General features: G+C 73.7%; 22 protein-coding genes and 1 pseudogene. 6 read left to right on the forward strand and 17 right to left on the reverse strand.

The genetic code is table 11. The annotated features are described in order from the left end of the window. Positions 1-86 precede the first annotated feature (86 nt). Positions 87-605 carry a septum formation family protein gene (locus BKA21_RS07465; RefSeq protein ID WP_170208912.1) on the forward strand — a complete coding sequence of 173 codons (519 nt, stop codon included), beginning with the start codon at positions 87-89 and terminating at the stop codon, positions 603-605. A gap of 338 nt (positions 606-943) precedes the next feature. Further along, positions 944-2,227 carry a hypothetical protein gene (locus BKA21_RS07470; protein WP_140457652.1) on the forward strand — a complete coding sequence of 428 codons (1,284 nt, stop codon included), beginning with the start codon at positions 944-946 and terminating at the stop codon, positions 2,225-2,227. A gap of 499 nt (positions 2,228-2,726) precedes the next feature. Here the strand turns inward: BKA21_RS07470 and BKA21_RS07475 are convergent, their stop codons facing one another. The 6 genes and pseudogenes from BKA21_RS07475 to BKA21_RS07495 all read right to left on the reverse strand — a co-directional run bounded on the left by BKA21_RS07475 (position 2,727) and on the right by BKA21_RS07495 (position 8,776). Beyond that, on the reverse strand, positions 2,727-3,464 hold the full coding sequence (locus BKA21_RS07475; RefSeq protein ID WP_140457653.1) for a hypothetical protein: 738 nt from the start codon (positions 3,462-3,464) through the stop codon (positions 2,727-2,729). Further along, positions 3,461-4,210: a tetratricopeptide repeat protein gene (locus tag BKA21_RS07480; RefSeq protein ID WP_239072703.1), complete on the reverse strand. Its 750-nt coding sequence runs from the start codon at positions 4,208-4,210 to the stop codon at positions 3,461-3,463. Before BKA21_RS07480 ends, BKA21_RS07475 begins: the two co-directional genes overlap by 4 nt. 108 nt (positions 4,211-4,318) lie before the next feature. Further along, positions 4,319-4,507, reverse strand: a pseudogene (locus tag BKA21_RS20340) (DUF4236 domain-containing protein); the annotation flags it as partial. 64 nt (positions 4,508-4,571) lie between these two features. Beyond that, a complete protein-coding gene (locus tag BKA21_RS07485) occupies positions 4,572-5,822 on the reverse strand; it encodes a GDSL-type esterase/lipase family protein (RefSeq protein ID WP_203793373.1) in 1,251 nt (416 codons plus the stop codon). Then, positions 5,819-7,939, reverse strand: a complete 2,121-nt coding sequence (locus tag BKA21_RS07490; RefSeq protein ID WP_179625334.1) for an FAD-binding protein — start codon at positions 7,937-7,939, stop codon at positions 5,819-5,821. The genes BKA21_RS07485 and BKA21_RS07490 overlap by 4 nt, the downstream gene beginning before the upstream one ends. 42 nt (positions 7,940-7,981) lie before the next feature. After that, a complete protein-coding gene (locus tag BKA21_RS07495; RefSeq protein ID WP_140457655.1) occupies positions 7,982-8,776 on the reverse strand; it encodes a 3-ketoacyl-ACP reductase in 795 nt (264 codons plus the stop codon). 167 nt (positions 8,777-8,943) lie between these two features. On the opposite strand from BKA21_RS07495, the gene BKA21_RS07500 reads away from it, so the two are divergent. Next, entirely contained in the window at positions 8,944-9,900 is a 957-nt protein-coding gene (locus tag BKA21_RS07500) for an AEC family transporter (protein ID WP_140458375.1), read from the forward strand. A 23-nt stretch (positions 9,901-9,923) separates the two neighbouring features. On the opposite strand, the gene BKA21_RS07505 is transcribed toward BKA21_RS07500, so the two are convergent. The 3 genes from BKA21_RS07505 to BKA21_RS07515 form a co-directional block, all read right to left on the reverse strand. Beyond that, a complete protein-coding gene (locus BKA21_RS07505) occupies positions 9,924-10,553 on the reverse strand; it encodes a hypothetical protein (RefSeq protein WP_140457656.1) in 630 nt (209 codons plus the stop codon). An 87-nt stretch (positions 10,554-10,640) separates the two neighbouring features. Beyond that, complete coding sequence (gene fucO, locus BKA21_RS07510; protein ID WP_140457657.1) at positions 10,641-11,789, reverse strand: lactaldehyde reductase; 1,149 nt, start codon at positions 11,787-11,789, stop codon at positions 10,641-10,643. 110 nt (positions 11,790-11,899) lie between these two features. Further along, entirely contained in the window at positions 11,900-12,556 is a 657-nt protein-coding gene (locus tag BKA21_RS07515; protein WP_140457658.1) for a class II aldolase/adducin family protein, read from the reverse strand. Positions 12,557-12,758: 202 nt separating this feature from the next. Here BKA21_RS07515 and BKA21_RS07520 point away from each other — a divergent pair, with 202 nt between their 5' ends. Further along, a complete protein-coding gene (locus tag BKA21_RS07520) occupies positions 12,759-13,544 on the forward strand; it encodes an ATP-binding cassette domain-containing protein (protein ID WP_140457659.1) in 786 nt (261 codons plus the stop codon). Positions 13,545-13,570: 26 nt separating this feature from the next. On the opposite strand, the gene BKA21_RS19430 is transcribed toward BKA21_RS07520, so the two are convergent. From BKA21_RS19430 to BKA21_RS07560, 8 genes are all read right to left on the reverse strand, one after another. Continuing rightward, complete coding sequence (locus BKA21_RS19430; RefSeq protein WP_140457660.1) at positions 13,571-14,515, reverse strand: diguanylate cyclase domain-containing protein; 945 nt, start codon at positions 14,513-14,515, stop codon at positions 13,571-13,573. 174 nt (positions 14,516-14,689) lie between these two features. Beyond that, entirely contained in the window at positions 14,690-15,184 is a 495-nt protein-coding gene (locus BKA21_RS07530; RefSeq protein WP_170208913.1) for a magnetosome magnetite crystal formation protein family, read from the reverse strand. Positions 15,185-15,206: 22 nt separating this feature from the next. Beyond that, entirely contained in the window at positions 15,207-17,222 is a 2,016-nt protein-coding gene (locus BKA21_RS07535; RefSeq protein WP_140457662.1) for a cellulose binding domain-containing protein, read from the reverse strand. A gap of 93 nt (positions 17,223-17,315) precedes the next feature. After that, positions 17,316-18,719: a glycoside hydrolase family 10 protein gene (locus tag BKA21_RS07540; RefSeq protein WP_140457663.1), complete on the reverse strand. Its 1,404-nt coding sequence runs from the start codon at positions 18,717-18,719 to the stop codon at positions 17,316-17,318. 286 nt (positions 18,720-19,005) lie between these two features. Then, positions 19,006-20,544, reverse strand: coding sequence for a rhamnulokinase (locus tag BKA21_RS07545; RefSeq protein WP_239072702.1), 1,539 nt, complete (start codon positions 20,542-20,544; stop codon positions 19,006-19,008). A 22-nt stretch (positions 20,545-20,566) separates the two neighbouring features. Further along, positions 20,567-22,642, reverse strand: coding sequence for a bifunctional aldolase/short-chain dehydrogenase (locus tag BKA21_RS07550; protein ID WP_140457664.1), 2,076 nt, complete (start codon positions 22,640-22,642; stop codon positions 20,567-20,569). 5 nt (positions 22,643-22,647) lie between these two features. Then, a complete protein-coding gene (gene rhaI, locus BKA21_RS07555) occupies positions 22,648-23,853 on the reverse strand; it encodes an L-rhamnose isomerase (protein ID WP_140457665.1) in 1,206 nt (401 codons plus the stop codon). After that, on the reverse strand, positions 23,850-24,293 hold the full coding sequence (locus BKA21_RS07560) for an L-rhamnose mutarotase (RefSeq protein ID WP_140457666.1): 444 nt from the start codon (positions 24,291-24,293) through the stop codon (positions 23,850-23,852). Before BKA21_RS07560 ends, rhaI begins: the two co-directional genes overlap by 4 nt. A gap of 207 nt (positions 24,294-24,500) precedes the next feature. On the opposite strand from BKA21_RS07560, the gene BKA21_RS07565 reads away from it, so the two are divergent. Further along, positions 24,501-25,544, forward strand: coding sequence for a LacI family DNA-binding transcriptional regulator (locus BKA21_RS07565; RefSeq protein WP_140457667.1), 1,044 nt, complete (start codon positions 24,501-24,503; stop codon positions 25,542-25,544). A gap of 94 nt (positions 25,545-25,638) precedes the next feature. Further along, the gene (locus BKA21_RS07570) at positions 25,639-26,757 is read left to right on the forward strand and encodes a Gfo/Idh/MocA family protein (protein ID WP_140457668.1); all 1,119 of its coding nucleotides are present in this window, start codon (positions 25,639-25,641) and stop codon (positions 26,755-26,757) included. Positions 26,758-26,830 lie beyond the last annotated feature (73 nt).

Genomic DNA, 26,830 nt, shown 5'->3' on the forward strand with positions numbered 1-26,830 from the left:
CTGTGCGTCAGCCGTGAGCGAGGTCACCGGTCGCACCACCCGCAAAGGTGATGACCTGCCTGGTCAGGCGCTGGTTGAGTACGCCGGTGACCTCCCCCGTGCGCCGTGCCGCGCTCCTGTCCGTGACCGCTCTCGCCCTCGTCGCCACCCTGTCGGGCTGCGGATCGATCCTCGACCAGGTGCTCGGCCAGGCGCCCCCGCCGGCCCAGCGCGACGAGCCGGGCGGCGAGGTCACCGCCTCCGCCGACGCCGACGTGTTCACCCTCGCCCTGGGCGACTGCCTCGACTACCGCGCCGTCGAGGAGCAGACCGAGCTGACGACGCTGCCGATCGTGCCGTGCGCGGACGAGCACGACTCCGAGGTCTACGCGGAGAAGACGCTCACGCAGGAGGAGTTCGACGACCTCGACACCGTCGCGGCGGAGTACTGCTACGACGAGTTCGCCCTCTTCGTGGGCGTCCCCCTGGAGGAGTCGGAGCTCACCTACTCCTACTTCTTCCCCACCCCCACGAGCTGGGAGCAGGGCGACGACGTCCTCCAGTGCCTGGTCATCACCCCCGACGGCAAGCCGACCACGGGCACCCTCGAGGGCGCCGCCCGCTGACGTTCCGACGTGCCCCGCGCGGAGGGTGTACCCGCGCCATCGTCGAAGCTGGCAGCGCGACGCGGCAGCCTGAGGGACCGGGGCTCGCCGCCGCACGGATGAGACGTCACCTAAGCCGGTCCCATTATGGCTACCTTCTTCGGCCGAACGACTTCCCAACCTGGATCACTGACCGGATCAGCACGTAGCCGCCAGGGCCGAGCGTCGACCCCGGGATATGGTCCTCGATGCTCTCGTGTCGCAGTCCACGCGAGAACGCGTATCGTTGACCACCGGCACAGCGTGGTTACTCATTGGGACTTCCCACCTGGGCCTCACGAAATCCCCCGGGGGGGCGGATGTCCAACGCAACACAAGACGCAAACGAGCTTGGCGAGAAACTCGTCCACGCGCTGGTCTTCGGTTTCGACTGGTCTCACAGGAAGGTCGAGTCGGTCGTACTGCTAGAAGGCGACCGCGCGAGGAGGCGCGTATCCGTAGACGTGACGGTTCCATCGCTTCCCTGGGCACCAGTGGGAGGTGCTCGGCAGACACTTCTCCCTTTAGGCACCTTCACAAAGAGCGACATGCGGCAGTTCGACGCTAGGGATGGGGCGGGAGCGAGCATCCCCGTACTAACCGCGGCAGACAACATCGATCTTGCGACCAAGTTCCTCGTCACTCTAATCGAAGCGGAGACGGATCAGGCACTTGATGCGCAGGACTGGGAGCAGATTCGACATTGCGTTGAGTCCACTCCCGAGGTAGGCATCCGAGCGGCAGAAGAACTCGTGGAACGCCTGAACCTAGAGGACACGCTGAGCCAGGTGCACCTCGAACAGCTCGCCACTGACTTCATTCTGTTCGCCTTACTCCCGGAAGAGACAGTCGGCCGTCGCACCGTGATCAAATTCGCATTCCATTGGACGGCCGCCCGCCGTCCAATATCAATTAGACACACCCTCTCCGACGCCACCCGTCGGTTCATTGCCGGGGTTGGACTATCTCCCTATCAGTTCGAGATTGAACTAGGTCGACCCGACATCGCGATGAGCCTACATCTGGAGGTGCAGGCTCCAGCGGGCGTTCACTGCTCAGCCCTGACGCTCTACGACGATGCGGGTGTGCCTGTCGCTCAGGACACCACGACCAGCACCGTGTCGCATACCCATGCATCTACGTTCGACGCGCCCGTGCGCGCGACAATACGTTTCGATCCCGACCTAGAAGGCATCCACCGTGTCGTCACGTGGGCCGCTTGGGGTGTCGGGCTGCTCTTGTTGGCCACTCGTTGGCGCCTCGACCTGGTAGCTGACGACCCTGGCACGCCGGTCGGGCTCCTCCTCTTCGGCCCAGCACTGCTCCTCACCTGGCTGGTACGCCCTGGCGAAAACTGGATCGTGTCTCAGGTTGTCGGCCCCCTGCGCGCCATCGCGCTGGGTCTCGCGGGAGCACTCTTCGCGGTCGCGTTCGGACTCAGCGTCGGGTTCGACGGTCCCCCACATGCCTCTCGCTGGGGCGAGGTGGCTGACGTAGGCTGGCAGTCCGCCATCGGCGTGTCGGTCGTGACCGGCGCGCTGCTGACGGTAGGAAGGTTCCAACTTCGGGCGAGGATGCGCAGGGAGGTCGATCACCATGACTGATCAGGACCCTCGTCGTCCCACGATCGTCATCCGAACCATCGAGGGGCACCGTCAGACGCGTCGCGCGGCGATGACGCCCTCGCGCTACCAGGAGCAAGTCGCGAAGTTGGCGAAGAAGGGTGTCTCCGTGCCGACGTCCGCCCTGCCGCGTCCTGTGAAGCATTCCCGCTGAACCAGCCAGCGACTCGCACCCACCTGCCCTGACGGCCAGGCCAGCGCGATCGCCCGCTCCGCGTGACACAGTCCGGAGTCACGCAACCTCGTGGCTGAACGTGTCTGGGCCGAGAGGAGAGGGCGACGGCTCGTCGTTCCTGGCCTGGCACGGTAGGCGGTCACGTGGGTAACCGCCTACGCCAGGCAGCGCTTCGTCGTTGAGGTGCGTCCCAGACTGCGCGCACGCAACCTACAGTTCGAAGCCGCAGACCACGCGGGTGACCGGGCGACGCAGCACGAGAACCTTCACCCTGACGCATCGGTGGCGGTGCGAGGCGGCATGAGGTCACCCGCCCTGCGGCGGCATGGCTACGCGGCGTCGGGCGCGGTGGGGTTCAGTGATGAGTTCCAGGAGCTCAGTGCCGAGCGGCTGCAGCTTCGGAGCGAAGGTCCCTGACTCCGTCATGAAGGAGTCGAGGTTGATGGTTACGAGCTTGTGGGTGTCCAGGTCCGCTATGAGCTTGTTCATGAGCGGCGGATCCGCAGCGATCTCGGGGTAGGCCATCTCGACGAGGACTGTGCGGTTGTCACTCGCCCCTGTACTTGAGGCGTCGGTGCTGTGCTCGACGAGCCATCGGTGGGGGTCGGCGAACAGGGCGAGCAGGCGCAGGTGCGATGCGGTCAGGGTGTCCAGCAGGTCGAGCAGGATCGCGGTGCGGTCGGCGGGCAGGTCGGGGCGCAGGGCGGCGTTCACGACGGCCGCGCGCAGGGCCGCGCGCTTCTCCTGGCTGCTGGTCTGGGTCGCCGAGCGGGTGGCGTGGGCGATCGCGTCGAGGAACCCCTCGTTGGTCTCGAGCGAGGCCCAGTCCTGACCGTGCGGTTCGAGGACGAGACGGTTGATGGCGTCGGACACCTCGGCCATCCACTCGTGGAACCGACGCTGGTACCCACGCTGGGTCGCGAACGTGAACGCCTCCACGACGGCACCGCCGGCGAACGGGATGACCGCCGCGGCCGCACGTACGACAGCCTCACCGACCTGACGTGAGACCGACTGGTCCGGGGGCGGCTCGATGGTCGTCATGAGGGCGGCAGCTCGGCCATCGCCTCGGCGAGCCCGGGGTAGGTGGAGTTCTCGGCGAGCACCTTCTCCAGGTCCTTGCGGGCCATCGCCCGCTTGTTCTCCGCCAGGTAGGTGTAGGCGCGCTCGATCAGTGCCCGGTGGCGCAACTCGGCTGGACGTGACCGCAGCCGCAGGGCCTCCTTGAGCGCCTCGCGTGCGGCGCCCGGGCTGCCCGTCTGCCGCAGGGCAGCGGCCCGCTGCACCAGCAAGAACATGGTCGCCTCGTCCTCGTTCGTGACCCCGTCCGTCAGCGCGATCACCTCCTGCCAACGTCCCTGCTCGGCGTACAGCTCGGCCAGCGACACCGCGGCGACGGTCGACGGGGTGACCTGCTCGACCACGTCGCACGCCGCGACCACGTCACCCGCGGACTGGTGCGCCTCAGCCAGCGCCAGACCGACGGCGTCCCGGGTCAGCGGCAGCTCGACGGTGATGCCCGGCGCGACCTCCAGAGCCAGACCCGCACCAGGCAGGTACCTGGTCATGAACACGTCGGCGGCGGGGTCGTACCCGCCGTCCCACAGCCAGCCCAGCAGCTGGCGCACACGCGCGACGTCATTCACCGGCAGCGCACCCATCAGGGTCTCCAGGAGGGCGGCGCTCTGCCGGGCTTCGGCGTGCTCGTTCGCCACAGCCCGCACGGCGTTGGCGTCGCGCTGCTGGATAGCAGCCCTGTGCAGGGCCTTCTCCCACTTCGGCGCGAACATGCCCGGCTTGGCTGGCTCCGGCGGCCGCGCAGGACCCGGCGCGCCGGCCCCGCGCGTCGGCTGACGGGTGCTGGCCCCGACGCGCGTGGTGCTGGTGTGCGAGATCCCCGACCCCGGGATCCCGACCGTGCGCGTCACCCGACCCGAGGAGTGCACGCTCACCCGCGCACCGCGCGTCCCGACCGACGTAGACACCCCACGCGGAGTGACCGTCATCCGCACCCCGGGCATCACCTTGAACGACCTACGCACCCGAAACCCCACGGCCGCCCCCTCCCACGGCGACCGTACCGCCACCCACCCGCCCGTCGACGGCGACCACGCTGGCCGCCCGATGACGGACGTCGACGTTCGAGCCGAGCTAGACCCCGTCGCCTCCGAGCAGCGGCACCGGGAGGCCGAGGTCGCCCGTGCCGGCCAGGAGGGCGGCGGCGCGGGTGCCGATGCGGCGGTGGGCGGCGGGGCCGGGGTGCATGCGGTCGGCCATGGGGAGCTCGGCCTCGTCGGCCTCGCCCCACAGGTCGCGGCCGTCGACGTAGGTGAGGGCCAGGTCGCCCTCGGCGCGGCGCTGGGCGACGACGGCGGCGAGCTCGTCGCGGATCGCCGTGAGGGTGAGGCGGCCGTCGGCGAGGTCCTCGGGGCGGCCGGCGGTGCGGAACACGGGGGCTCCGGGCGGGGACGCGGGGTCGATGGAGGTGGGGCCGGGGACGTCCTCGACGAGGGGGCACAGCAGCGGGGAGATGACGACGAGACGGGTCTGCGGGTGGCCCTCGCGGACGGTGTCGAGGAACCCGTGGACGGCGGGCGCGAAGGAGCGCCGCGTGAAGCAGTCGTGGTTGACCACGTTGATGCCGAGCTTGAGGGTGATGAGGTCGGCACGCTGGTCGCGGATGGCGCGGGCGACGCACGGGTCGAGCACGGCGTTGCCGGACATGCCGAGGTTGACCAGGTCGAGGCGGGCGGCGCGGGCGGCGGTGGCGACCCACGTGCCGGTGGGGCGGTCGGCGCTGGCGCCGTGGCTGATCGAGGAGCCGTGGTGCACCCAGCGGGGACGGTGGCGCGGCGGGCGGGGACGGGTCAGGGGTGCGTCGGCACGGACGGCGAGCAGGCGCACGGTCTCGCCGTGCGGGAGCCACACCTCGACGCGGCGCTCGTGGTCGGTGGGGCCGAGGTCCAGCAGCACGGTGGTCACGGGCGCGGGGTGCTCGGTGGTGGTGCCGCGCAGCGGGTCGAGGGCGATGACGCCGCACACGGGGGCGACGCCCCAGCCGGCGGGCTGCTCGACGACCTCGTCGTCGACGACCACGTCCCAGCGCTGCGGCGGGCCGACGGGCTGGGGGTCGACGGCGACGCGGTGCACGCGCACCTCGACGGCCAGGCGGGTCGCGGCCGTGCGCAGGCGCAGCCGCACACCGGCGGGCTGCTCGTCGCACAGGCGCACGAAGTCGTCGGGGAACCGGGGGCGCGCGGCGGCGGGCAGCCGGTGCGGGAGCAGCCCGCCCGTCGTCTCCTCCAGCCACGCGGCGCCGCGGACCTCGACCCGGGGGTCGGGCAGCGGGACGACCGCGTCGAGGCCGGCGTTCGCGTGGGCGGCGGCGGTCGCGGCGCTCACAGCACGTTCCCGTGCTCGCGGAACTCGCGCCACACGTTCTCGAAGAAGTCGTCGTCCTCCGGCAGGGGTCGGCGCGGGCGCCAGCGGAACACGGGGGTGCCGGCGGGGTCGTCGCCGTCGCGGGGCACGACCGGGGCCCAGGCGCCGTCGGGGGCGGTCTCGCCGGGCGCGAGCCACGCGGTCTCCTGGACCTCCTCGTCGAGGGCGCCGCCGTCGAGCGTGAAGCGGAAGATCTCCGGCAGGTCGAGCTCGGTGGCGGCGTCCGGGCCGTGCCCGACGTGCGGGAGGGACCCGGCGGCGTCGGTGTAGAGCACGGAGCCGCGCGAGCGCCCGCCGTGCGCGACGTAGTCGGCCATGGCCGACAGGTACACGTAGGCGCTGGTGAGGATGTCGCGGACGAGGAAGGTGCGGTTGACGGCGCGGCGGGAGCCCGCGTCGGCGGTCACCAGGTCGTCGTAGTCGCGCAGCCACGCGTGCACCTGCACGAGCGCCTCGTGGATCGACTCGGCGGAGCGCACCGGGCCGGCCTTGGCGCTCATGAGCACCTGGACCTCGCGCAGCAGGTCGCCGGTGTTGTCCGGCACCCCCGCGGCGGCGCGGCCGGTCGCGCGGGCCGTCAGGTCGAGCGCGGCACCCAGCACCGGGCCCGCGGCCGCGGCGAACGCGGCGTCGTCGAGCGGCGGGGTGGTGCCGTGCGCGGCGACGTGCTGGGCCGCGCGGGTCGCCCCGACCTGCCCGCTGTTGAGGGCGGCACCGCCGGGCCGGTAGACGCCGTGCGCCCCGCCGGCCTCGCCCACCGGGTAGAAGCCCGTGACGTTGGACTGCCACCAGGCGTCGACGACGAGGCCGCCGTTGTTGTGCTGCGCGCACACGTCGACCTCGAGCATGTCCTTCTCGAGGTCCACGTACGGGTTCTTGTCCAGGTAGAACTGGTACGCGGGCTCGTTCATGCGCCGCAGCCGCTGCACGGGGGTGCCGAAGAGCACGTCGGCCTTCTCCAGGTACGCGTACGCCTCGGGGCTCAGCGCGCTCGGGTCGAACGCGTCCTGGACGGGGTTGCGGCGGAAGTCGAGGAACACACGCCGCCCGCGCAGCACCGTCTCGCGGTACACCAGCAGGTCGATCAGCGAGGACCCGTCGAGGGCCTTGCGGATGTCGAACGGCCACTGGTAGCCCTTGAGGAAGACCAGCGACAGGAGCCGCCCGTAGTCGGGGACCGCCTCCGTGAGGAACTCGCGCTCGTCGCCGCCGTCCGCGTCGGTCGAGACGAACCGCGGCACCACCTGCATGTACGTGCCCGAGACGTTCCACCGCGGCTTGGTCGACGCGAGCCCGAACTGCCACTCGGTGAGGTTCTTGCCGTGCACGCCCGCGCGGTACGCCGCCCCCGACGCGCCCCACTGCCCGTTGGGGAACACCCGGGTCGCGTACATGCCCGCCGGGCCGCCGGTCGCGTAGACGAGGTTGGTGCAGCGGAACAGCAGCCACGGGCTCGCGGCGCCGTCGTGGGGCACGTCGGTGCGCAGCACGAGCAGGCCCGCCACCCGGCGCGCGCCCGGACCGCCGTCGGGGTCGGGCACGGTGACGACGTCGACGACGCGGCACTCGTCGAAGACCCGGGTGCCGTCGCGCTGCACCTTGGCCTCGAGCTTCTCGACCATCGTCCGGCTCGTGTACGGCCCGACGGACGTCGCCCGCCGGCGCGGGTCGTGGTCGGTCTTGTAGCCGATGAACTCCCCGTACCGGTTCTGCGGGAACGGCACACCCAGATCGACCAGGTGCAGGAACCCGCGCGCGGACAGCGCGGCCTCGGCGAGCGCGTTGTCGCCGTCCATCGCACCGCCGGAGTACAGCGTCTGCGCCATCTCGCGCACGGAGTCGTCGTCGCCGCCCGAGAGCGTGAGCTTGTAGTACGTCTGCTTGTCCGAGCCCGCGTTGCGGGACGCGCCGGCGCCGATCTTGTCGGCGACCATGACGACGTCGTCGTGGCCCGCCTGCACGAGGCGGTCGGCCGCGCAGTACCCGGCCGAGCCGGTGCCGACGACGACGGTCTGGGCGGTCACGACCGGCACGAGGTGCCCGTCGATGCGCAGGTCCTGGGGGTCGTGGTGCGTCACGTCGGCTCCGGTGCAGGCGTCAGGGGTGGGGGCGGGTCGGGCTCAGAGGGTGGGGATGTGCATGCCGCCGTCGACGTGGAAGACCTCGCCCGTCGAGTACGGCGTCTGGCCCGAGGCCAGGATCGCGACGGCGCCCGCGACGTCGGCCGGGCGGCCCCAGCGGTTGACGGGGGCCAGGCCCTGCTCGATGAGCGCGTCGTACTTGCCCGTCACGCCCGCGGTCATGTCGGTGGCGATGACGCCGGGGCGGACCTCGTAGACGACGACGCCCTCGGGGCCCAGGCGCGCGGCCCACAGCTGGGTGGCCATGCCGACGCCCGCCTTGGAGATGCAGTAGTCGCCGCGGTTGGTCGAGACGGTCGTGGCCGAGATCGACGAGACGTTGACGATCGTGGCGACCGGGCCGGCGGGCGGCTCGGGCAGGTGCTCCAGCGGGCCGCGCAGCGCGATGACGCGGCGCGCGAACTCCTGCGTGAGGAAGTACGGGCCGCGCAGGTTGATGCCGAGCACGCGGTCGAAGGACTCGGCGTCGGCGTCGAGCAGGTCGGCGCGCACGCTGGGCGCGACGCCGGCGTTGTTGACCAGCAGGTCGAGCCGGCCCCACGCGTCCACGGCGTCGTCGACGTAGCGGCGGTGGTCGTCGAGGTCGGCGACGGACCCGCGCACGTACCGGACCAGCGCCGGGTCGCCGGCGGCGTCGCGCAGCTCGGCGAGCACGTCGACGGGCTCCTCGCGGGTGGCGAGGATCGAGACGGCGTACCCGTCGGCGACGAGGCGGCGGCTGATGCCGAGTCCGATCCCGCGGTTGCCTCCGGTGACCAGTGCGACTGCGGGCATCGGTGCCTTCCTCCGTGCGAGGTGCCGCCGACGCGTGCCGTCGGCGGTGACGGTGCCGCGCGCAGCGGCGGCAGGGCGATCGTGCCACGGTCCCGCCGTGGTTGGCAAGCGCTTTCCCCTCGCTCGGACCCGTGGGAGGATCGGCCGGTGACCAGGACGCGCCGCTGATGGGAGCCGTGCTCAGCGCGCTCGGCACCCTCGGCGCCGTGATCGCCGTCGGCTGGCTGCTCGGCCGCACCGGCACCCTGGGCGAGCGGGCCGCGCCCGTGCTCGCGCGCGTCGTGTTCGCCGTCGCCACCCCGGCGCTGCTGCTGGTCACCGTGGCCCACGCCGACCTGCACCTGCTGCTCTCGCGCACGGCCGTGGTGACCTGGTCCTCGACCGTGCTCGTCGCGCTCACCGCGGTGCTCGTGCTGCGGCTGGTCTGGCGCCGGGGCGCGGCCGAGGTGACGGTCGGTACGCTCGCCTCGTCCTACGTCAACGCGGGCAACCTCGGGCTGCCGCTCGCGGTGTACCTGCTGGGCGACGCGGTCGCGGTCGTGCCCGCCCTGCTCTTCCAGCTCCTCGTGCTCGCACCCGTGGCGTTCGCGGTGCTCGACGCCCGTGCCACCGCGGCCGCACCGGACGAGGACCCGCGGTCCGGGCGCGCCTGGACGCTGCGGGTCCGGGCGGTCGTCCGCCGGACGCTGTCGAACCCGATCATCGTCGGCACCCTGACCGGGCTGGTGCTGGCCGCCCTGCCGTGGCGGCTGCCCGAGGTCGTGTACCAGCCCTTCGCCCTGGTGGGCGCGGCCGCGGCCCCGCTCGCGCTGCTGACGTTCGGCATGTCGCTCGCGGTGCCGCGCACGGCCGCCTCCCGGGCGCCGCGCCGCGAGCTCGCCCTGGCCGTGGGGCTGCGCAGCGTCGCGCACCCCGTGCTGGCCTGGGCGCTGGGCGCGGCGCTCGGGCTGCCCGCGCCCGCGCTGCTCGCCGTCGTCGCGATGGCGTCGCTGCCCACCGCGCAGAACGTGCTGGTCTACGCCATGCAGTACGGACGCGGCGAGGCGCTGGCCCGCGACGCGGGGCTGGTCACCACCGTGCTCTGCGTGCCGGTGCTGCTGGTCGTGACCGCCACGCTCGGCTGAGCGGACGTCCCGGCCGGGACCCCTCAGCCCAGGTCGAGGAGCCGCTTGGCGACCGTCACCCCGCGCTCCGGGTCGAGGTCGGGCAGCTCGCCCCACTGCGCCACCGTGAGCGTGACCTCGGCGTGCGGCACCGTCACGGTGACGGTCACCTCGTCCGCGGCGTCGGTCTCGGACGTCAGGGTGTACGCCACCCCGTCGGCCGCGTCGACGTCGGCGTCGGGGATCTCCTCCACCCCCGCCGTGCCCATCTCGTCGGCCGTCAGGACCCCCGTGCTGAGGTCGCCGACAGCCCCGGTGACGGTGACCTGCACGAGGTCCGAGCGGCGGGACACCTCGTCGTCGCCCCACACGCACACGAACCGCGACTCCTCGAACTGCGACGCCGACCGCACCAGCGGCAGGTCCTCGACGAGCGCCCCCACGACCTTCGCGACCTCGCCGCACGTGCCGACGTCCCGCATGTGGCGCGCGATCGGCACCCCGGACGTCACGGCGTCCGTCGGCGCCTCGAGCACGTCGCCCGCGTCCGGCACCACCGCCGCGGCCGTGCTCGTGGTGCCGTCCGACGCCCCCGGGCCGGCGCTCGCGCACCCGGCCAGGACGAGCGTGAGGACGAGGGCGGCCGGCACGACGGCGGGCAGGCGGTTCGTCATGCCGGCGAAGCCTACGACCGGGCCGGCGGCCGACCGCCCGGACCCCGGACGGGGCCGGGCGGTCTGCACACCGGCTGCACGGGACCGTCACAGGATCGAGCGGTACAGCTCCTCGATCTCGTCGACCGACGCCGGGCGGGGGTTGCCGCCGGCGCACACGTCCGCGGCCGCGGCCTCCGCGAGCGCGCGCAGGTCGCCCTCGGTCGCGCCGACGTCCCGCAGGCGGGTGGGGTTGCCGAGGTCCGCGGTCAGACGGGCGACGGCGCCGACGGCGGCGGCCCGCGCCTCGTCGAGGGGCATCGCGGAGGTGTCGACGCCGAAGGCCGCGGCCACGTCGCGGTACTTCTCCCCCGTCGCCGGGGCGTTGAAGGCCATCACCGGGGCGAGCAGGATGCCGTTGGCGACGCCGTGCGGGGCGCCGTAGAACGCGCCGAGCGGGTGCGCCATGGCGTGCACGAGGCCCAGGCCCACGTTGGAGTAGCCCATCCCGGCCACGTACTGCGCGAGGGCCATGCGGTCGGCCGCGTCGGCGTCGCCGTCGGCGGACGCCTGCAGCGAGGACGCGATCACCTGGACCGCCTTGAGGTGGAACAGGTCGGACAGCTCCCAGGCGCCGGCGGTGACGTACCCCTCGATGGCGTGCGTGAGAGCGTCCAGGCCGGTCGCGACCTTGAGCGCGCGCGGCGCCGAGGCCATCATCTGCGGGTCGACGACCGCGAGGACGGGGATGTCGTGCGGGTCGACGCAGACGAACTTGCGCTGGTTCTCGGTGTCGGTGATGACGTAGTTGATCGTCGTCTCCGAGGCGGTGCCCGCGGTGGTGGGGATCGCGACGATCGGCACCGACGGGTTCCGCGTGGCGGCGACGCCCTCGAGCGAGCGGACGTCCGCGAACTCGGGGTTGGCCGTGATGATGCCGACGGCCTTGCACGTGTCCTGCGGGGAGCCGCCCCCGACCGCGACGAGCACGTCCGCGCCGGCGGCGGCGAACGCGGCGACACCGGCCTGGACGTTCTCGATCGGCGGGTTGGGCGCGACGTCGGAGAAGACCTCGTAGGGGAAGCCGGCGGCGTCGAGCAGGTCGGTGACGCGGGCCGTGACGCCCGCGTCGACGAGCACCTGGTCGGACACGACGAGGGCCTTGGTGAACCCGCGGCGGGTCAGCTCGTCGGGGACGACGTCGACGGCCCCGGGGCCGAAGTACGCCGTCTGGTTCCAGATCATGCGGTGGACCATGTCGCCTCCTCGCGACGCGCCGCAGCCGCGGCGCGGGTGGTCGGGGCCCGGGCGGGCCCGGTGGACGGGCCGCGGGCGCACCCGTGCAGCAGGGGCCCCCGCGGTCGGCATCAGGGCAGGCGGGCGCCCTCGGGGATCACGATGTCGGCGAGCTCGAGCAGGCGGGGCGTGCCCAGCTGGAGGGCGCCGAAGAGCACCTGGGCGTTGGCCTCGACGGCGACGGCCACCTTGAAGGCGCCGGCGAGGTCCTGCCCGACGGACAGCAGCCCGTGGTTGGCCCACACGACCGCGTTGACGTCGTCGCCCATGGTCGCGGCGCTGCGCGCGCCGAAGTCGGCGTTGGTGGAGAACTCGAACGGCATGACAGGCACGGCGCCCTTGGCGTAGAGCACCATGTTGAGCAGCACGGGGTCGATGGGCCGGCCGACGGCGCCGAACATGTTCACGTACGGGGACTCGGTGTGCACGATCGCGTGCACGTCGGGGCGGGCGCGGTAGTGCGCGAGGTGCACGTCCGTCTCGGTGGAGGGGAACAGGTCGCCCTCGACGACGCGCCCGTCGTAGCCGACGACGACCATCTGCTCGGGGGTCAGGACGTCGTACCGGACGCCCGACGGCGTGATGACTATCGCCTCGTGCTCGGGCAGGCGGACGCTGATGTTGCCCTGGGTGTTGAAGTTCAGCCCGGTGCGCACGGACTCGCGGCACCAGTAGAGGATCTCCTCGCGCAGCTGGTGGTCCGCGCGGTGGGCGGTCGACGTCGTCATCGGTGGCCTTCCTCGGTTTGAATCCTTTCAACACAGCGTCCTCCCCCGGCGGGCCGTCGTCGCGGGACGTTCGTCCCCAGGTCGCGCACGGGTCGGGCTCGCATCGGTCGCCGATGCCGGGATCCCCCGGGCCGCGTCGTACGTTGGGGACCAGGAGCGGCCGCACCGGCCGCGCACGCCGACCCACGAGAGCAGCCACCGCATGAGCAGCACCCCCGCCGTCCTCCAGGCCACCGACGTCTGGGCGGGCTACGGCGGCCCGCCCGTGCTCGCGGGCGTCGACCTCACGCTGCGCCCCGGCGACGCCGTCGGGCTGGTCGGCCGCTCCGGCGTCGGCAAGTCCACGCTCGTCGAGGTCCTCGGCGGCGGGCTGCGCCCCGGCCGCGGGCACGTGACCTTCGCCGGCATCCCCGTCGGCCGCACCCCGATGCGGCACCGCAAGGCCGTGCGCGCGCGGCTGCGCACCGTCCACCAGAACGGCCTGGCGGGCATCGACCCCGACCGCAGCGTCGAGCAGACCATGAACGACGCGTTCGGCGAGGCCCGCAAGGCCGGCCGGTCCACCAACCACGACGTCGAGGCCGCGCTCGGCGTGGTCGGCCTGCCCGTGCGCTTCGTGACGCGCCGCGTCGGCTCCCTGTCCGGGGGCGAGCGGCAGCGCGTCGCCATCGCCCGCGCCCTGGCCGCCCGGCCCGACCTGCTGCTGCTCGACGAGCCGCTGACCGCCGTCGACGCCGGCATGCGCGACGAGGTCGTCGCCGACATCCGCGCGCTCGTGCACGCCGAGGGCATCGGCCTGCTCGTCGCCTCGCACGACCTGCGCCTGCTCGACCGGCTCACCACCCACGTGCACGTGCTCGCCGACGGCACGCTCATCGAGAGCGGCCCGCTGCGCGACGTGCTGCGCGACCCGCAGCACGCGCACACGCGCGAGCTCGCCGACGCCCTGCCCGACGCCGTCGCCGGGTCCCGCGCCCTCGACGCCTGACGGCCGCAGCCGCCGGCGCGCGGGCCTCAGTGCCCCCGCGCCGGCAGCTGCCCGGTCGCGGGCGGCGACCCGTGCGGCGTCGAGCGCAGCCCGCGCTCGACCTCCATGAGCAGCAGGTCGGGGTCCGCCCACCCGGCGAGCGACGCCGACGTGGCCGCCCGGACCCGCGGGCCCACGCCCGCGCACGCCTCGACGGCCCGGTCCCGCAGCGCCGACGTCAGCTCCACCGCCCGGTCGTCGTACACCGCCGGCAGCAGCACCAGCACCGCGAACGCGTCGCCGTCGAGCCGCGCGACCACCGAGCCGTTCGGCATCGTGCCCCGCAGGCGCGCCGCCACGCCCCGCAGCACCTCGTCGCCCGCGGCGAACCCCGCCGACGCGTTCAGGTCGGCCATCGCGACCACGTCCAGCCCCACCAGCAGCAGGCGCCGCCGCGTCCCCGCGACCGCCTCGGCCGCCCAGCGCGTCATCGTCGCCAGCAGGTGCGCCCGCGTCAGCAGGCCCGTCAGCGGGTCGCGCGCGGCCCGGTCGGCCAGCGCCGCCGTCAGCGCGGACACCAGGTCGGCGGTGCTGGCGGCCGACCACGACGGGCCCGGCACGAGCACGTCGTCGTGCCGGCGGGCCGCGTCCCGGGCCATCGCGGTGCGCGCGGCGTCGACCACCGTCGTCGACGGGTCGAGCACGAGCGCGTCCCAGTCCGCGACCTGGCCGACCTCGCGGCGCGTCATCACGGCCCGCCCGTACCCGAGCCGCCCGGTCATCACCTCGGTGTACCGGTGCCGGGTGAGCAGACCGACCCGGCCCTGCGCGGCGTCGTGCACCGCGACCGCGTCCAGCCGTGGCGCGCGGAACAGCACCTCGACGTCGCTCATCGCGTCCTGCGCCCGGACCACCTGGACCGGCACGGCGACCTCCCGCAGCAGGGTGGGCGCGACCGTCGTGACGGGGGCGGAGGGCATCGACGTGGTCACGGTGCCATCGTCGACCCGCGCACCCGGACGCCCGTCCGGCTCGTGACGGTCGCGGCCCAGCGTTCGCGAAGAGTTCACCGCCCGGCGGCCGGTCCGTCACCTCGCGCGGCCGCGGCGCGGCACCGGGCCGGCACGGGGCCGGCACGGGGCCGGCACCGGGCAGGCACCGGCCGGTCAGCGCAGCAGCGGGAGGGCCAGCGGCACCGCGACGAGGCGGCCGGTCGACGCCCGCGCCGCGCCCAGCACGCAGAGCACGGCGTTGTAGACCAGCAGCCCCAGGGCCGTGAGGATCACGAGCCCGAACGGCAGGAACGACGCGCCCTCGACCGCGCCGCTCGCCAGCACGACCACGTGCACGGTGATCAGCACGGTGACGTACAGCAGCAGGCTCAGCTGCCAGTTCGCCGCGCGCCGGACCACCTCCGCACCCGTCGGCGTCAGCCGCTCGCGCGCGGCCGAGCGGTAGACGAGCACCGCGACCACCGCGACGACGTTGCTGAGCACGGGGATGCACAGCAGCGTCACGAGCCCGCACCACCAGGCGGGCGACCCGTCGAGCGCCGCCGGTGCGCCCGGCACGCCCGCCGGGGGCGTGCGGCGGGCGTGCGGGGCCGGCAGGGGGCCCGGGTCGGCGGGGTCGGCGGGACGGTCGGCGTCGTCGAGGCTCACGACCGACCATCCCACCACGGCGTCACGGCGTCGTCAGGTCGAACCTCTCGACCGTGACCGCCCCGCCCAGGGACTGGGTCGCGTAGCTGAAGATGCCGTAGCGGTAGCCGAGGAAGAACTGCCACTGGTTCTTCAGCGTGAAGCCCGGGCCGAGGCGCGTGAACGTCCGGCCGTCGGTGCTGTATGAGAACAGCGCCTGCCGGCCCGCCCCGGGGCGGATGTCGGCCGTGGCGCGCAGCCAGACCTTCGTGCCGGGCAGGTCGACGCCCGCGACCTCCGCACCCGTCGACGTGGTCTGCCAGGAGCTGTTCATCTCCATGCCGCTGGCCATGACGACGCGCAGCCGGCCGCCGTCGTTCTTCACCCCCACCCACGCCGAGGAGTCGCGCAGCATCGCCAGCCCCGCCCGGTCGCCGGGCCGCATCTGGGACACGTCCATCTCGATCGTGGCCGTCGACTGCGGGCCGACCGTGCGGTGGGTGAGGGTGTTGCGGGCGCGGTAGAGGTCGGTCGTCACGGTCGCCGTCTGCAGGCGCAGGCCGTCGCCCGTGGAGAACCGGGTCGTGTCCGGGTCGTGGTTCCACTCCCACCGGTGCGACAGGGTCGGCGTGCTGAACGTGTCCGGGCCGACCATCGGCGTCACCTGGCGCGGCGCCGGGGGCAGGTCCGCCGCCGGGTACTGGGCGGCCCAGCGCCCGCCCACCGTGGTGACCTGCGGCCACCCGTCCGCGGTCCACGTGATGGGGGCGATGACGGGCACGCGCCCGCCCGGGTACGCGTCGACGAACGCCTGGTAGTACCAGTCGCCCTTCTGCGTCTGCACGAGGCCGCCCTGGTGCGGCACGCCGCCGCCGCTGATCGGCCCGGGCAGGTCGAGCAGCACCTGGCGCACCGTGTACGGGCCGAAGGGGCCGTTCGTCGAGCGCAGCACGTACTGCCCGTTCGCCGGGCGCGTCAGCCAGATGTAGTAGCTGCCGTCCTTCTTGTACATCCGCGCACCCTCGAGGGTGCCGATGCTCGACGGCGTCTGGAAGACCTGCTGGTTGCGGACCTCGCGGGTGCCGTCCGCGGAGAGCTGGGCCACCGAGATGCTCGTGTTGCCGTGGGCGACGTACATCGTGTCGTCGGTGTCGACCAGGGCGCCGGCGTCGTAGTAGCACCGGTCGATCGTCGTGTGCCGCTGCCACGTGTCGCCGACCTGGCGGGCCCGGTACACGTACGTCCGGCCGTCGATGCAGCCGCCCCAGTAGAACGTCTGGTTGCTGGGCCGGTACGTGAAGAACGACGCCCAGATGCCCTTGACGTACGCGGTGCCGCCGTTCATGTCGTACCGGTCGCCGAAGTCCAGCGTCGGCACCGAGTGCCCGGCCACCTCCCAGTTCGCCAGGTCGTACGAGCGCAGCACGGGCGCACCGGGCGAGAGGTGGAAGCTCGACGCGGACGAGTAGTAGGTGTCGCCGACCCGGACGATGTCGAGGTCCGGGTAGTCCTGCCAGACCAGCGGGTTCGTCAGCGGCGGGCGGCTCGCCGTGGGCGTCGGCGTCGGCGACGACGTCGGGCTCGGCGTGCTCGTGGGGGTGGGCGTCGGCGTGGTGCCCGGCGTCGGGGTGGCCGTCGGGCCGACGGACCCCGTGCACGCGGTCCCGTTGAGCCGGAACGCCGTCGGCGCGGTGTTCGCACCCGCCCACGTGCCGTTGAACCCGAGCTGCGCCCGACCGCCCGTCGGAAGGCTGCCGTTCCACGCGGCGTTCGACGCGCTCACCTGGCTCCCCGTCTGCGTGAGCGTCGCGTTCCAGTGCTGCGTGACCGTCTGCCCCGCCGGGAAGGACCACTCCAGGGCCCACCGGGTCAGCGGGTCACCGAGGTTGGTGACGGCGACCTCGGCGCCGAACCCCCCGGACCACTGCGACGTCACGGTGTACGTGACCGCGCACCCGGCGGCGGCCTGCGCCGCGGGCGGTGCGACGAGGCCCACGGCCCCGAGCGCGAGGGCCGCGGTGACGAGCCCCGCGAGCGACGGACGGCGACGGTTCGGCATGGACGTTCCTTCCGAGCGGGCGGACGAGCGGTGGGTCGCACCCCGCGCCGGCCTGAGGCGGGGCCGGCGCGGGGTGCGGGACGGGAGCGCCGGTCAGCAGGCGACGCCGTTGAGCGTGAACGCCGTGGGTGCGGGGTTGGACCCCGAGAACCCGCCGTTGAAGCCGATCTCGACCGTGCCGCCGGTGGGCACGGTGCCGTTGTACGAGGCGTTGCGGATCGTCACCTGGTTGCCCGCCTGGGTGGCGACGCCGTTCCACGCCTGCTGCACGGTCTGGTTGCCGGGGAACGTGAACGCCAGCGCCCACGAGCTGACGGCTGGGCCGCGGTTGGTGATGCGGATGTTGGCGGTGAACCCGCCGCCCCACTGGGACGGGACGGAGTACGCGACCTGGCAGGCGCCGGTGCCGGAGGTCGGTGTCGGCGTGGGGGTCGGCGTCGGCGTCCGGGTGGGCGTGGGGGTGGGCGTGGGGGTCGGCGACGGGCTCGCCGCGTTGAGGGCGTCGAGCACCGCGGTGTACGCCGGCTTCTTGTTGCCCGACGCGTCGAAGAGCAGGGGGTTCGCGCCCGTGCGCCACGAGTCGGAGTCCCGCACGCCCCACACGGTGATGCCCGTGCAGCGGCTCACGGCCAGGCACGCCTGCGTGACCTGGCGGTAGGCGTTGGCCTGGTTGGAGCCCTGCTCGATGTCGAGCTCGGTGATCTGCACGTCGACGCCCAGGTCGGCGAACCGCTGCAGGTTCGCGCGGTAGTCGCCGGGGATCGTGGTGCCGAAGTGCGACTGGAACCCGACGCAGTCGATCGGCACGCCCCGCGCCTTGAAGTCACGGACCATGCTGTAGACGCCCGTGGACTTCGGGTTGATCGAGTCGATGTTGTAGTCGTTGTAGCAGAGCTTGGCGCCCGGGTCGGCGGCTCGGGCGGCGCGGAACGCGGCCTCGATCCAGTCGTTGCCCGTGCGCTGCAGGTTCGAGTCCCGGCGCCCGCCGGAGGAGCCGTCGGCGAAGGCCTCGTTGACCACGTCCCAGGAGTGGATCTTGCCCCGGTAGTGCGCGGCGACCTGCGTGACGTGGTTGAGCATCGCGCTGCGCAGCGCGCTTCCGGACATCCCCTGCATCCAGGCGGGCTGCTGCGCGTGCCACGCGAGGGTGTGGCCGCGCACCTGCTTGCCCCGGCTCTGCGCGTAGCTGACCAGCCGGTCGCCGGCGGTGAAGCTGAACTGGTTCTGCCGGGGCTCGGTGGCGTCCATCTTCATCTCGTTCTCGGCCACGACCGAGCTGAACTCGCGGTCGACGATCGCCATGTAGGCCGTGTCGTTCATGCGGCCCCCGGCGATCGCGGCACCGAAGTACCGGCCGCTCTGCGCGGCGGCGGCACCGAGCGTGCTCGCGGCGGCCTGGGCCGGCAGCGCGGCGAGCACCCCGGTGAACGTCATGGCGGCGACGGCGACCGTGGCGACGAGGGTCGCCCGCCGTCCTCTGCGCACTGGGTTCTGCATGTCCACCCTCTCGACGGCCACCCGTCGCACGGCGGGTGGGGCGGCGTCGGGTCGGGGCGCCCGGACGCAGGCGCGCACGCCCCCGGGCACGGGTGCGGGCACGCTGCGCGGGACGTCCGGCGCCGCGTCGGCGGGCGGTCGTCGTCGACCGTCCGGCGGCGTCGGACTGGGCGGGAACCGCTCCGATCCGGCGATGTGTACGTTCACACTCGCACAGCACGGGCGCCGCGCGAAGGCCGGACGGGCCGCAGAATCGTTTAGCCGTGCGCCTCGGGCGCGCGCGCCCTCAGCGCGCGAGGGCGACCGCGGCGCCGGCGAGGCGCTGCTCGGCGGCACGCCACCGCGCCTCCGCCTGCGGGTCGGGCTCGTACCGGGTCAGCGCGAGCCCGCGGGCCCCGACGGCTCGCAGGGCCGCGAGGTCACCGTCGAGCACGCCCGCGGCCCGCGCCTGGACCAGCACGTTGCCCAGCGCGGCACCCTCGACGGGCCCGGCCACGACCGGCAGCCCCGTCGCGTCCGCCGTCAGCCGGCACAGCAGCGTGTTGCGCACCCCGCCGCCGACGAGGTGCACGACCCGCACCTCACGGTCGGCCAGCGCGGACGCCTGCCGCACGGCCCGCCGGTACGCCAGCGCGAGGGAGTCGAGGATGCACCGCACCGTCTCGGCCTGCGACTGCGGGGGCGTCTGCCCGGTCGCGTCCGCGGCGGCGGCGATGCGGGCCGGCATGTCCCCCGGCGGCAGGAACGCCGGGTCGTCGAGGTCGACCACCGTCGTCAGCCCGGGGACGCGGGCGGCGGCCGCCAGCAGGTCGGGCAGCTCCGCGGGCAGCCCGGCCTCGTGCCACGTGCGCACCGACTCCGAGAGCACCCACAGGCCCATGACGTTCTTCAGGTACCGGACCGTGCCGTCGACACCGGCCTCGTTGGTGAAGTTCGCGGTGCGCGACTCCTCGGAGAGCACCGGGGCGGGCAGCTCCAGGCCGACCAGCGACCACGTGCCGCAGGAGACGTACGCGAAGTCCTCGCCCTGCGCGGGCACGGCGACCACGGCCGACGCGGTGTCGTGCGAGCCGACCGTCCACACCGGCAGCGGCGTGTGGTGCCCGAGGTCCGCCGCCAGGTCGGGGCGCACGTGCCCGAGCAGGCGCCCCGGGTCGCGCAGCGGCGGCAGCAGGGCGGTGTCGACACCCAGCCGCACGGCCAGGTCCGTCGCCCACGTGCGGGTGGAGGCGTCGAGCAGCCCGGTGGTCGACGCGTTGGTGACCTCCGCGACCTGCTCGCCGGTGAGCCACGCCCCCAGCAGGTCGGGCACCAGCAGCAGGCGGCGCGCGGCCGCGAGCTGGGCCTCGCCCTGCGCGGCGACCAGCTGGAAGACCGTGTTGAAGGGCTGCACCTGCAGGCCCGTGCGCGCGTACAGCTCGGCGGCCGGGACGGTCGCGAACACGCGCTCGGGCACGCCGGCGGTGCGGGCGTCGCGGTAGTGCACGGGGTTGCCCAGCAGGGCGCCGTCCGCGTCGAGCAGCCCGTGGTCGACGGCCCAGGAGTCGACACCGACCCCCGCGAGGGCGCCGGCCTCCCGGTTCGCGGCGCGCAGACCGTCGAGCACGCCGCGCCACAGGGCCAGCACGTCCCAGTGCAGGCGGGTGCCCCCGTCGGGCCCGCCGCGCGGCACCCCGACGGGCCCGTTGCCGAACCGCGTGACCTCGTGCAGGTCGACCCGCGCCCCGTCCGTGCCGGCGTCGAGCACGCGCCCGACGATGACGCGCCCGCTGGACGCGCCCAGGTCGACGGCCGCGAAGGCCGGCACGGGCGGGGTGGTGGTCACGGGGTCCTCCTGGGTGGGGGCGTCAGCGCAGGAACGCCGCGGCGACGCCGGAGTCGACGGGCACGTGCAGGCCGGTGGTCTGCACGAGGTCGGGGCCGGTGAGCGCGACGACGGCGGCCGCGACGTGCTCGGGCAGCACCTCCTTCTTCAGCAGGGTGCGCTGCGCGTAGTACTCGCCGAGCTTCTCCTCGGGCACGCCGTACGTCGCGGCGCGCTGGGCGCCCCAGCCGGCGGCGAAGATCCCCGAGCCGCGGACCACGCCGTCGGGGTTGACCCCGTTGACGCGGATGCCGTGCTCGCCGAGCTCGGCGGCCAGCAGCCGCACCTGGTGCGCCTGGTCGGCCTTCGTCGCCGAGTACGCGATGTTGTTGGGCCCCGCGAACAGCGAGTTCTTCGACGCGATGTAGACGACGTCGCCGCCCATGCCCTGCGCGATCATCGCGCGGGCGGCCTCGCGGGCCACGAGGAACGAGCCGCGGGCCATCACGTCGTGCTGCAGGTCCCAGTCCCGGGCCGTCGTCTCCAGCAGCGGCTTGGAGATCGACAGGCCGGCGTTGTTGACCACGAGGTCGACGCCGCCGAACGCCAGGCACGTCGCCCGGACGAGGTCGGCGACCGCGTCCTCGTCGGTGACGTCCGCGCGCACCGCGACGGCCACGTCGGGCCCGCCCAGCTCGGCGGCGACCTGCTCGGCGCCCTCGAGGTTGACGTCGGCGACGACGACGCAGGCGCCCTCGGCCGCCAGCCGCTGCGCGATCGCCCGGCCGATGCCCGACCCGGCACCCGTGACGAGCGCGACCCGCGTGGCCAGGGGCTTCGGGGCGGGCATCCGCGCGAGCTTGGCCTCCTCCAGCGCCCAGTACTCGATGCGGAACTTCTCGGCCTCGTCGATCGGCGCGTACGTGCTGATGGCCTCGGCGCCCCGCATGACGTTGATGGCGTTGACGTAGAACTCGCCGGCCACGCGCGCGGTCTGCTTGTCCTTGCCGAACGAGAACATGCCGACACCGGGCACGAGCACCACGGCCGGGTCGGCGCCGCGCATCGCGGGGCTGCCGGGCGTCGCGTGACGCGCATAGTACGCGGCGTAGTCCTCGCGGTAGGCGGCGTGCAGCTCGCGCAGCCGGGCGACGACGTCGTCGAGCGGGGCGTCCGCCGGCAGGTCCACGACCAGCGGCTTGACCTTGGTCCGCAGGAAGTGGTCGGGGCAGGACGTGCCGAGCGCCGCGAGGTGCGCGAGCTTCTCGCGGGCCAGCAGGTCGAGCACGACGTCGGAGTCGGTCAGGTGCCCCACCTGCGGGCGGTCCGTCGACGCCAGGCCCCGGACCACCGGGGCGAGCGCGGCCGCGCGGGCCCGCCGCTCGGCCTCCGGGAGCGCCTCGTACCCGGGGCGCACGGCCCCGAACGGGTGGCGGCCCTGCGCGGCCAGGGCCGCCGTGCGCTCCCCGACGAACGCCTCCGCGGTGCGGACGATCTCGAGCGAGCGGGCCTCGGCCTCCTCGGAGGTGTCGCCCCAGGCGGTGATGCCGTGCCCGCCGAGCACGCACCCGATCGCCTGCGGGTTCTTCTCCTTGACCTGCGCGATGTCGAGCCCGAGCTGGAAGCCCGGGCGCCGCCACGGCACCCACACCACCCGGTCGCCGAAGACCTCGGCCGTCAGCGACTCGCCGTCGGCCGCGGTCGCGAGCGCGATGCCCGCGTCGGGGTGCAGGTGGTCCACGTGCGCCGCGTCGACCAGGCCGTGCATGGCCGTGTCGATCGACGGTGCCGCGCCGCCACGCCCGTGCAGGCAGTAGTCGAACGCGGCGACCATCTCGTCCTCGCGGTCCACGCCCGGGTAGACGTCGACCAGCGAGCGCAGGCGGTCCAGGCGCAGCACGGCCAGGTTCTTCTCCGTGAGCGTGCCCAGGTCCCCGCCCGAGCCCTTGACCCACAGGAGCTCCACGTCGCGCCCCGTGACCGGGTCGGTCGCGGTCCCCTTGGCGGACGTGTTGCCCCCGGCGTAGTTCGTCACGCGCGGGTCGGAGCCCAGGCGGTTGGACCGGGCGATGAGCTGCTCGGCAGGCGTCGACGGGCTGGAGTTCGTCGGCGTCGTCATGGTCTCTAGGCTCCCCATCCGGCCTGCGCGCCGCCCACGCGCCCGGCCACGATCGTGTCGGCGTAGCCGCTGCGCGCGTACGCGCCCAGCGGGTCGGGGTCGAGCCCCTGCTGCTCGCGCAGGCGCGCCAGCAGCGGACGGACGTCGGTCGCGTACGCGTCCATCAGCAGGCCGTTGGCCCCGAGGACGTCACCGGACTGCTGGGCCACGAGCAGCGCGTCGGGGTCGACGAGCAGGGCCTTCGCCGTGGCCTCCTGCACGTTCATCACGGACCGGATCTGCCCGGGGATCTTCGGCTCGATGTTGTGGCACTGGTCGAGCATGAAGTTGACGCCCGAGTCGGGCGCCAGGGCCCCGGACTGCACGATCTCGTGCATGATCCGGAACAGCTGGAACGGGTCGGCCGCGCCGACCATGAGGTCGTCGTCGGCGTAGAACCGGCTGTTGAAGTCGAACGCCCCCAGGCGCCCCACGCGCAGGAGCTGGGCCACGATGAACTCGATGTTCGTGTTGGGCGCGTGGTGGCCCGTGTCGAGCACGACCATCGCGCGGTCCCCGAGCGCGAGGCAGTGCAGCAGCGAGGTGCCCCAGTCCGGCACGTCCATCGTGTAGAAGTACGGCTCGAAGAACTTGTACTCCAGGATCAGCCGGTGGTCCGGGTCGGCCGCGGTCAGCGCCGCGTAGATCTGCTGGAGGGAGTCGGCCAGGCGGTCCTGCCGGGCCCGGATCGAGTCCTGGCCGGGGTAGTTGAGCCCGTCCGGCAACCAGATCTTCAGGTCGTGCGAGCCCGTGGCGCCCATGACGTCGATGCACTCGAGGTGGTGCGCGACCGCCTTCTTGCGCACCGCGGCGTCGGGGTGCGTGAGCGAGCCGAGCATGTACTCGTCGTCCTGGAACAGGTTCGAGTTGATGCCGCCGATGCTCACCCCCAGGTCACGGGCGTGCGCGGACAGGGCGTCGAAGTCGTCGACCTTGTCCCACGGGATGTGCAGGGACACGCGGGGCGCGACGCCGGTGAAGCGGTGCACCTGGGCCGCGTCGGCGATCTTCTCGAAGGGGTCGCGCGGCACGCCGGCCTGCCCGAACACCTTGAACCGGGTGCCGGAGTTCCCGAACGCCCAGGACGGCAGCTCGATGGTCTGCTGGGCGAGCGCGGCCAGCGCGCGCTCCTCCCGCGTGCCGGCGTCCTGCCCGGCGGGTGTCTGGCTCATGCCTGCTCCTGGTGGTCGTGCGGGTGCCGTGCGGCGGGGGTCGGGGGCTGCGCCGCGACGACGTCGGCGTCGGTCGGGGCGGCGGGTGCTGCAGGGGCGGTCGGCAGGCCCGCGGCGGCGAGCTGGGCCTCGAGGTGGAAGACCTCCTCGACGACGACGAACCCCTCGTCGGGGTTGCCGTCGTCGACGAAGAACTCGCTCATCTCGGCCTGCCAGCGGGCGTTCACGCCGGTCGCGGCCATGGCGGCCTGCGCGGCGGCGAGGTCGGGTGTCTCGACGAAGCCGAGGAGCTGCCCGTCCGGGGTGAGGTAGAGGTGGTAGTCCCGCCAGCCGCTGTCCCGCAGCGCCTCGAGCATCTCCGGCCACACGGCGGCGTGCCGGCGGCGGTACTCGTCGAGGCGGTCGGGGCGCACACGCGAGACGAAGCACACGCGGGTCATCGTCGACCTCCGCTTTCGTCCATGAAACGATTCATGATCACTGTAGGGAGCAGCGGGACGCCGTGTCAACGAGGCGGCGTCGCTGCCGGATCGCGCTTTCCGCCATCATGGCACCCCGCGCCGTGGCACGTGCCGCCGCCCCGGGCGCGGGCTGGTTACGATCACGAGGTCCGCGCAGCGACGGGCGCGGACGAAGGAGGACGGTCGATGGCGACGCAGCAGAACGGCCGCGCACGCAGGCCGTCGATCACCGACGTCGCCAAGCGCGCCGGCGTCTCGGTCGGCACGGTGTCCAACGTGCTCAACCGGCCCGACCAGGTCACGCCCGCCACCCGCGAGCGCGTCCAGGCCGCGATCGAGGAGATGAGCTTCGTCCGCAACGCGTCGGCCCGGCAGCTGCGCGCCGGCACCATCCGCACCGTCGGCGCGATCGTGCTCGACATCGCGAACCCGTTCTTCACCGAGGTCGCCCGGGGCATCGAGGACCGGCTCGCGCCCGACGAGTACACGCTGATGCTGTCGTCGTCGGACGAGGACCCGGAGCGCGAGGCCCGCTACCTGCGCCTGTACGAGGAGCACGGCGTGCAGGGCGTGCTGGTGACGCCGTCGCAGGGCTCGCTCGACGTCATCCTCGCGATGCGGGACCGCGGGGTGGGCGTGGTCCTGCTCGACGCGACGAGCGAGGTCGAGGACGTGTCCAGCGTCGGCGTCGACGACGTGCGCGGCGGGCAGCTCGCCGTGGAGCACCTGCTCGCCCTCGGGCACGAGCGCCTGGCGTTCGTCAACGGCCCCGACACCATCCGCCAGTGCGTGGACCGCCGCGCCGGCGTGGTCGCGGCCCTCGTCGCCGCCGGGCGGGACCCCGAGGACGTGCTGACCGAGGTCACGGTCGGCTCGCTCAACGCCGACGCCGGCGAGCAGGCGATGAACGAGATCCTCGCGATGGGGTCGGACCGCCGGCCGACCGCGACGTTCTGCGTCAACGACCTCACCGCGCTGGGTGCGCTGCGGGCGCTGCGCCGCGCCGACGTGCCCGTGCCGGCGTCCATGGCCGTGGTCGGGTACGACGACGTCGCGATCGCGCCGATGCTGACGGTGCCGCTGACCAGCGTGCACCAGCCGACGCACACCCTGGGGTGGACCGCGGCGGACCTGCTGCTGCGCGAGGCGGCGGCGGGCGACGGCGCCGAGCACCAGCGGGTGCTGTTCCAGCCCGAGCTCGTCGTGCGCGCGAGCACCGCCGGCTACTGACCTCGACCCGGGGCGGCGCCCGCGACGGGAAGCGCTTGCCGGATGTCGTACGCTGTCCGCGACCGGCAACCAGCGAGCGCGAGGGAGCGTCGTCGTGAGCCACCAGGACGGGCATCAGCAGGACCCCGGACGGGCGCCGCTGCGCGCCGCGATCGTCGGCACGGGTGCGGTCGCGCACCTGCACGCGCAGGCGGTCGAGGCCGACCCGCGCATCGAGCTCGTCGCGGTGTCGAACCGCAGCGAGGCCCGGCGCACCGAGTTCGCCGACCGGTACGGCGTGCCGGGCCGGTACGCCACGCACACCGAGCTGCTGGCCGCCGAGCGCCTCGACCTGGTGATCCTGTGCACCCCGCCCGACCTGCACCGGCAGCAGACCCTCGACGCGTACGCCGCGGGCGTGCACGTGCTGTGCGAGAAGCCGCCGGCCCTGTCGCTGGCCGAGCTGGACGACATGCAGCAGGCCGCCGACGCCGCCGGGCTCGCGTTCGCGATCGTGTTCCAGCAGCGCACCGGCACCGCGGCGGCGCACGTCAAGCACCTGCTCGACTCGGGCGCCCTGGGGCGTCCGCTGCTCGCCCAGTGCCAGACGCTGTGGCTGCGCGGCGACGACTACTACGCGGTCGACTGGCGCGGCACGTGGGACGGCGAGGGCGGCGGCACGACGCTCGGCCACGGCATCCACCAGATGGACCTGCTCGCGCACCTGCTCGGCGACTGGGCCGAGGTGGACGCCCGGCTGTGGCGCGTCGCGCGGGACATCGAGATGGAGGACGTGTCGACCGCCGTGGTGCGGTTCGCGAACGGCGTGGTCGCGCAGGCCGTGTCGAGCGTCCTCAGCCCGCGCGAGGCCTCGGTCGTGCGCATCGACTGCGAGCTGGCGACCGTCGAGGTGGAGCACCTGTACGGCCACGCGGGCCCGAACTGGCGGATCACGCCCGCGCGCGGGGTGGCTGAGGACGTGGCGGCCGGCTGGGCGTTCCCGGCCGAGGACGAGCCGAGCGGCCACGAGCCCCTCGTGCGGGCCGTGGTCGACGCGCTGTGGGCCGGTGAGCCGATGCCGGACCTGGTGACGCACGCGCGCCGCCCGCTGGAGCTGGTCACGGCGATCTACGCGTCGGCCACGTACGGCAAGCCGGTCACCCCGTCGGACCTCGACGGCGACGAGCGCTTCCGCACGTCCCTGCAGGCGACGATCACCGACATCCGCCCCTGACCCTGCCGGGCCCGACCACCCCGCCGACCCCGTCGTCCGTGGCGCCGCCGGGTGCGGGGGCGGCAGGGATGAC

The organism is Cellulomonas oligotrophica (assembly GCF_013409875.1).
In the GTDB taxonomy this organism is placed as follows: domain Bacteria; phylum Actinomycetota; class Actinomycetes; order Actinomycetales; family Cellulomonadaceae; genus Cellulomonas; species Cellulomonas oligotrophica.

Excerpts from the sequence above, each read along its gene's own strand:
- BKA21_RS07470 (WP_140457652.1), top strand. The coding sequence starts at position 944 with ATGTCCAACGCAACACAAGACGCAAACGAGCTTGGCGAGAAACTCGTC.
- BKA21_RS07475 (WP_140457653.1), bottom strand. The coding sequence starts at position 3,464 with ATGACGACCATCGAGCCGCCCCCGGACCAGTCGGTCTCACGTCAGGTC.
- BKA21_RS07480 (WP_239072703.1), bottom strand. The coding sequence starts at position 4,210 with ATGTTCGCGCCGAAGTGGGAGAAGGCCCTGCACAGGGCTGCTATCCAG.
- BKA21_RS07495 (WP_140457655.1), bottom strand. The coding sequence starts at position 8,776 with ATGCCCGCAGTCGCACTGGTCACCGGAGGCAACCGCGGGATCGGACTC.
- BKA21_RS07500 (WP_140458375.1), top strand. The coding sequence starts at position 8,944 with ATGGGAGCCGTGCTCAGCGCGCTCGGCACCCTCGGCGCCGTGATCGCC.
- BKA21_RS07505 (WP_140457656.1), bottom strand. The coding sequence starts at position 10,553 with ATGACGAACCGCCTGCCCGCCGTCGTGCCGGCCGCCCTCGTCCTCACG.
- fucO (WP_140457657.1), bottom strand. The coding sequence starts at position 11,789 with ATGGTCCACCGCATGATCTGGAACCAGACGGCGTACTTCGGCCCCGGG.
- BKA21_RS07515 (WP_140457658.1), bottom strand. The coding sequence starts at position 12,556 with ATGACGACGTCGACCGCCCACCGCGCGGACCACCAGCTGCGCGAGGAG.
- BKA21_RS07520 (WP_140457659.1), top strand. The coding sequence starts at position 12,759 with ATGAGCAGCACCCCCGCCGTCCTCCAGGCCACCGACGTCTGGGCGGGC.
- BKA21_RS07535 (WP_140457662.1), bottom strand. The coding sequence starts at position 17,222 with ATGCCGAACCGTCGCCGTCCGTCGCTCGCGGGGCTCGTCACCGCGGCC.
- BKA21_RS07540 (WP_140457663.1), bottom strand. The coding sequence starts at position 18,719 with ATGCAGAACCCAGTGCGCAGAGGACGGCGGGCGACCCTCGTCGCCACG.
- BKA21_RS07550 (WP_140457664.1), bottom strand. The coding sequence starts at position 22,642 with ATGACGACGCCGACGAACTCCAGCCCGTCGACGCCTGCCGAGCAGCTC.
- rhaI (WP_140457665.1), bottom strand. The coding sequence starts at position 23,853 with ATGAGCCAGACACCCGCCGGGCAGGACGCCGGCACGCGGGAGGAGCGC.
- BKA21_RS07560 (WP_140457666.1), bottom strand. The coding sequence starts at position 24,293 with ATGACCCGCGTGTGCTTCGTCTCGCGTGTGCGCCCCGACCGCCTCGAC.
- BKA21_RS07565 (WP_140457667.1), top strand. The coding sequence starts at position 24,501 with ATGGCGACGCAGCAGAACGGCCGCGCACGCAGGCCGTCGATCACCGAC.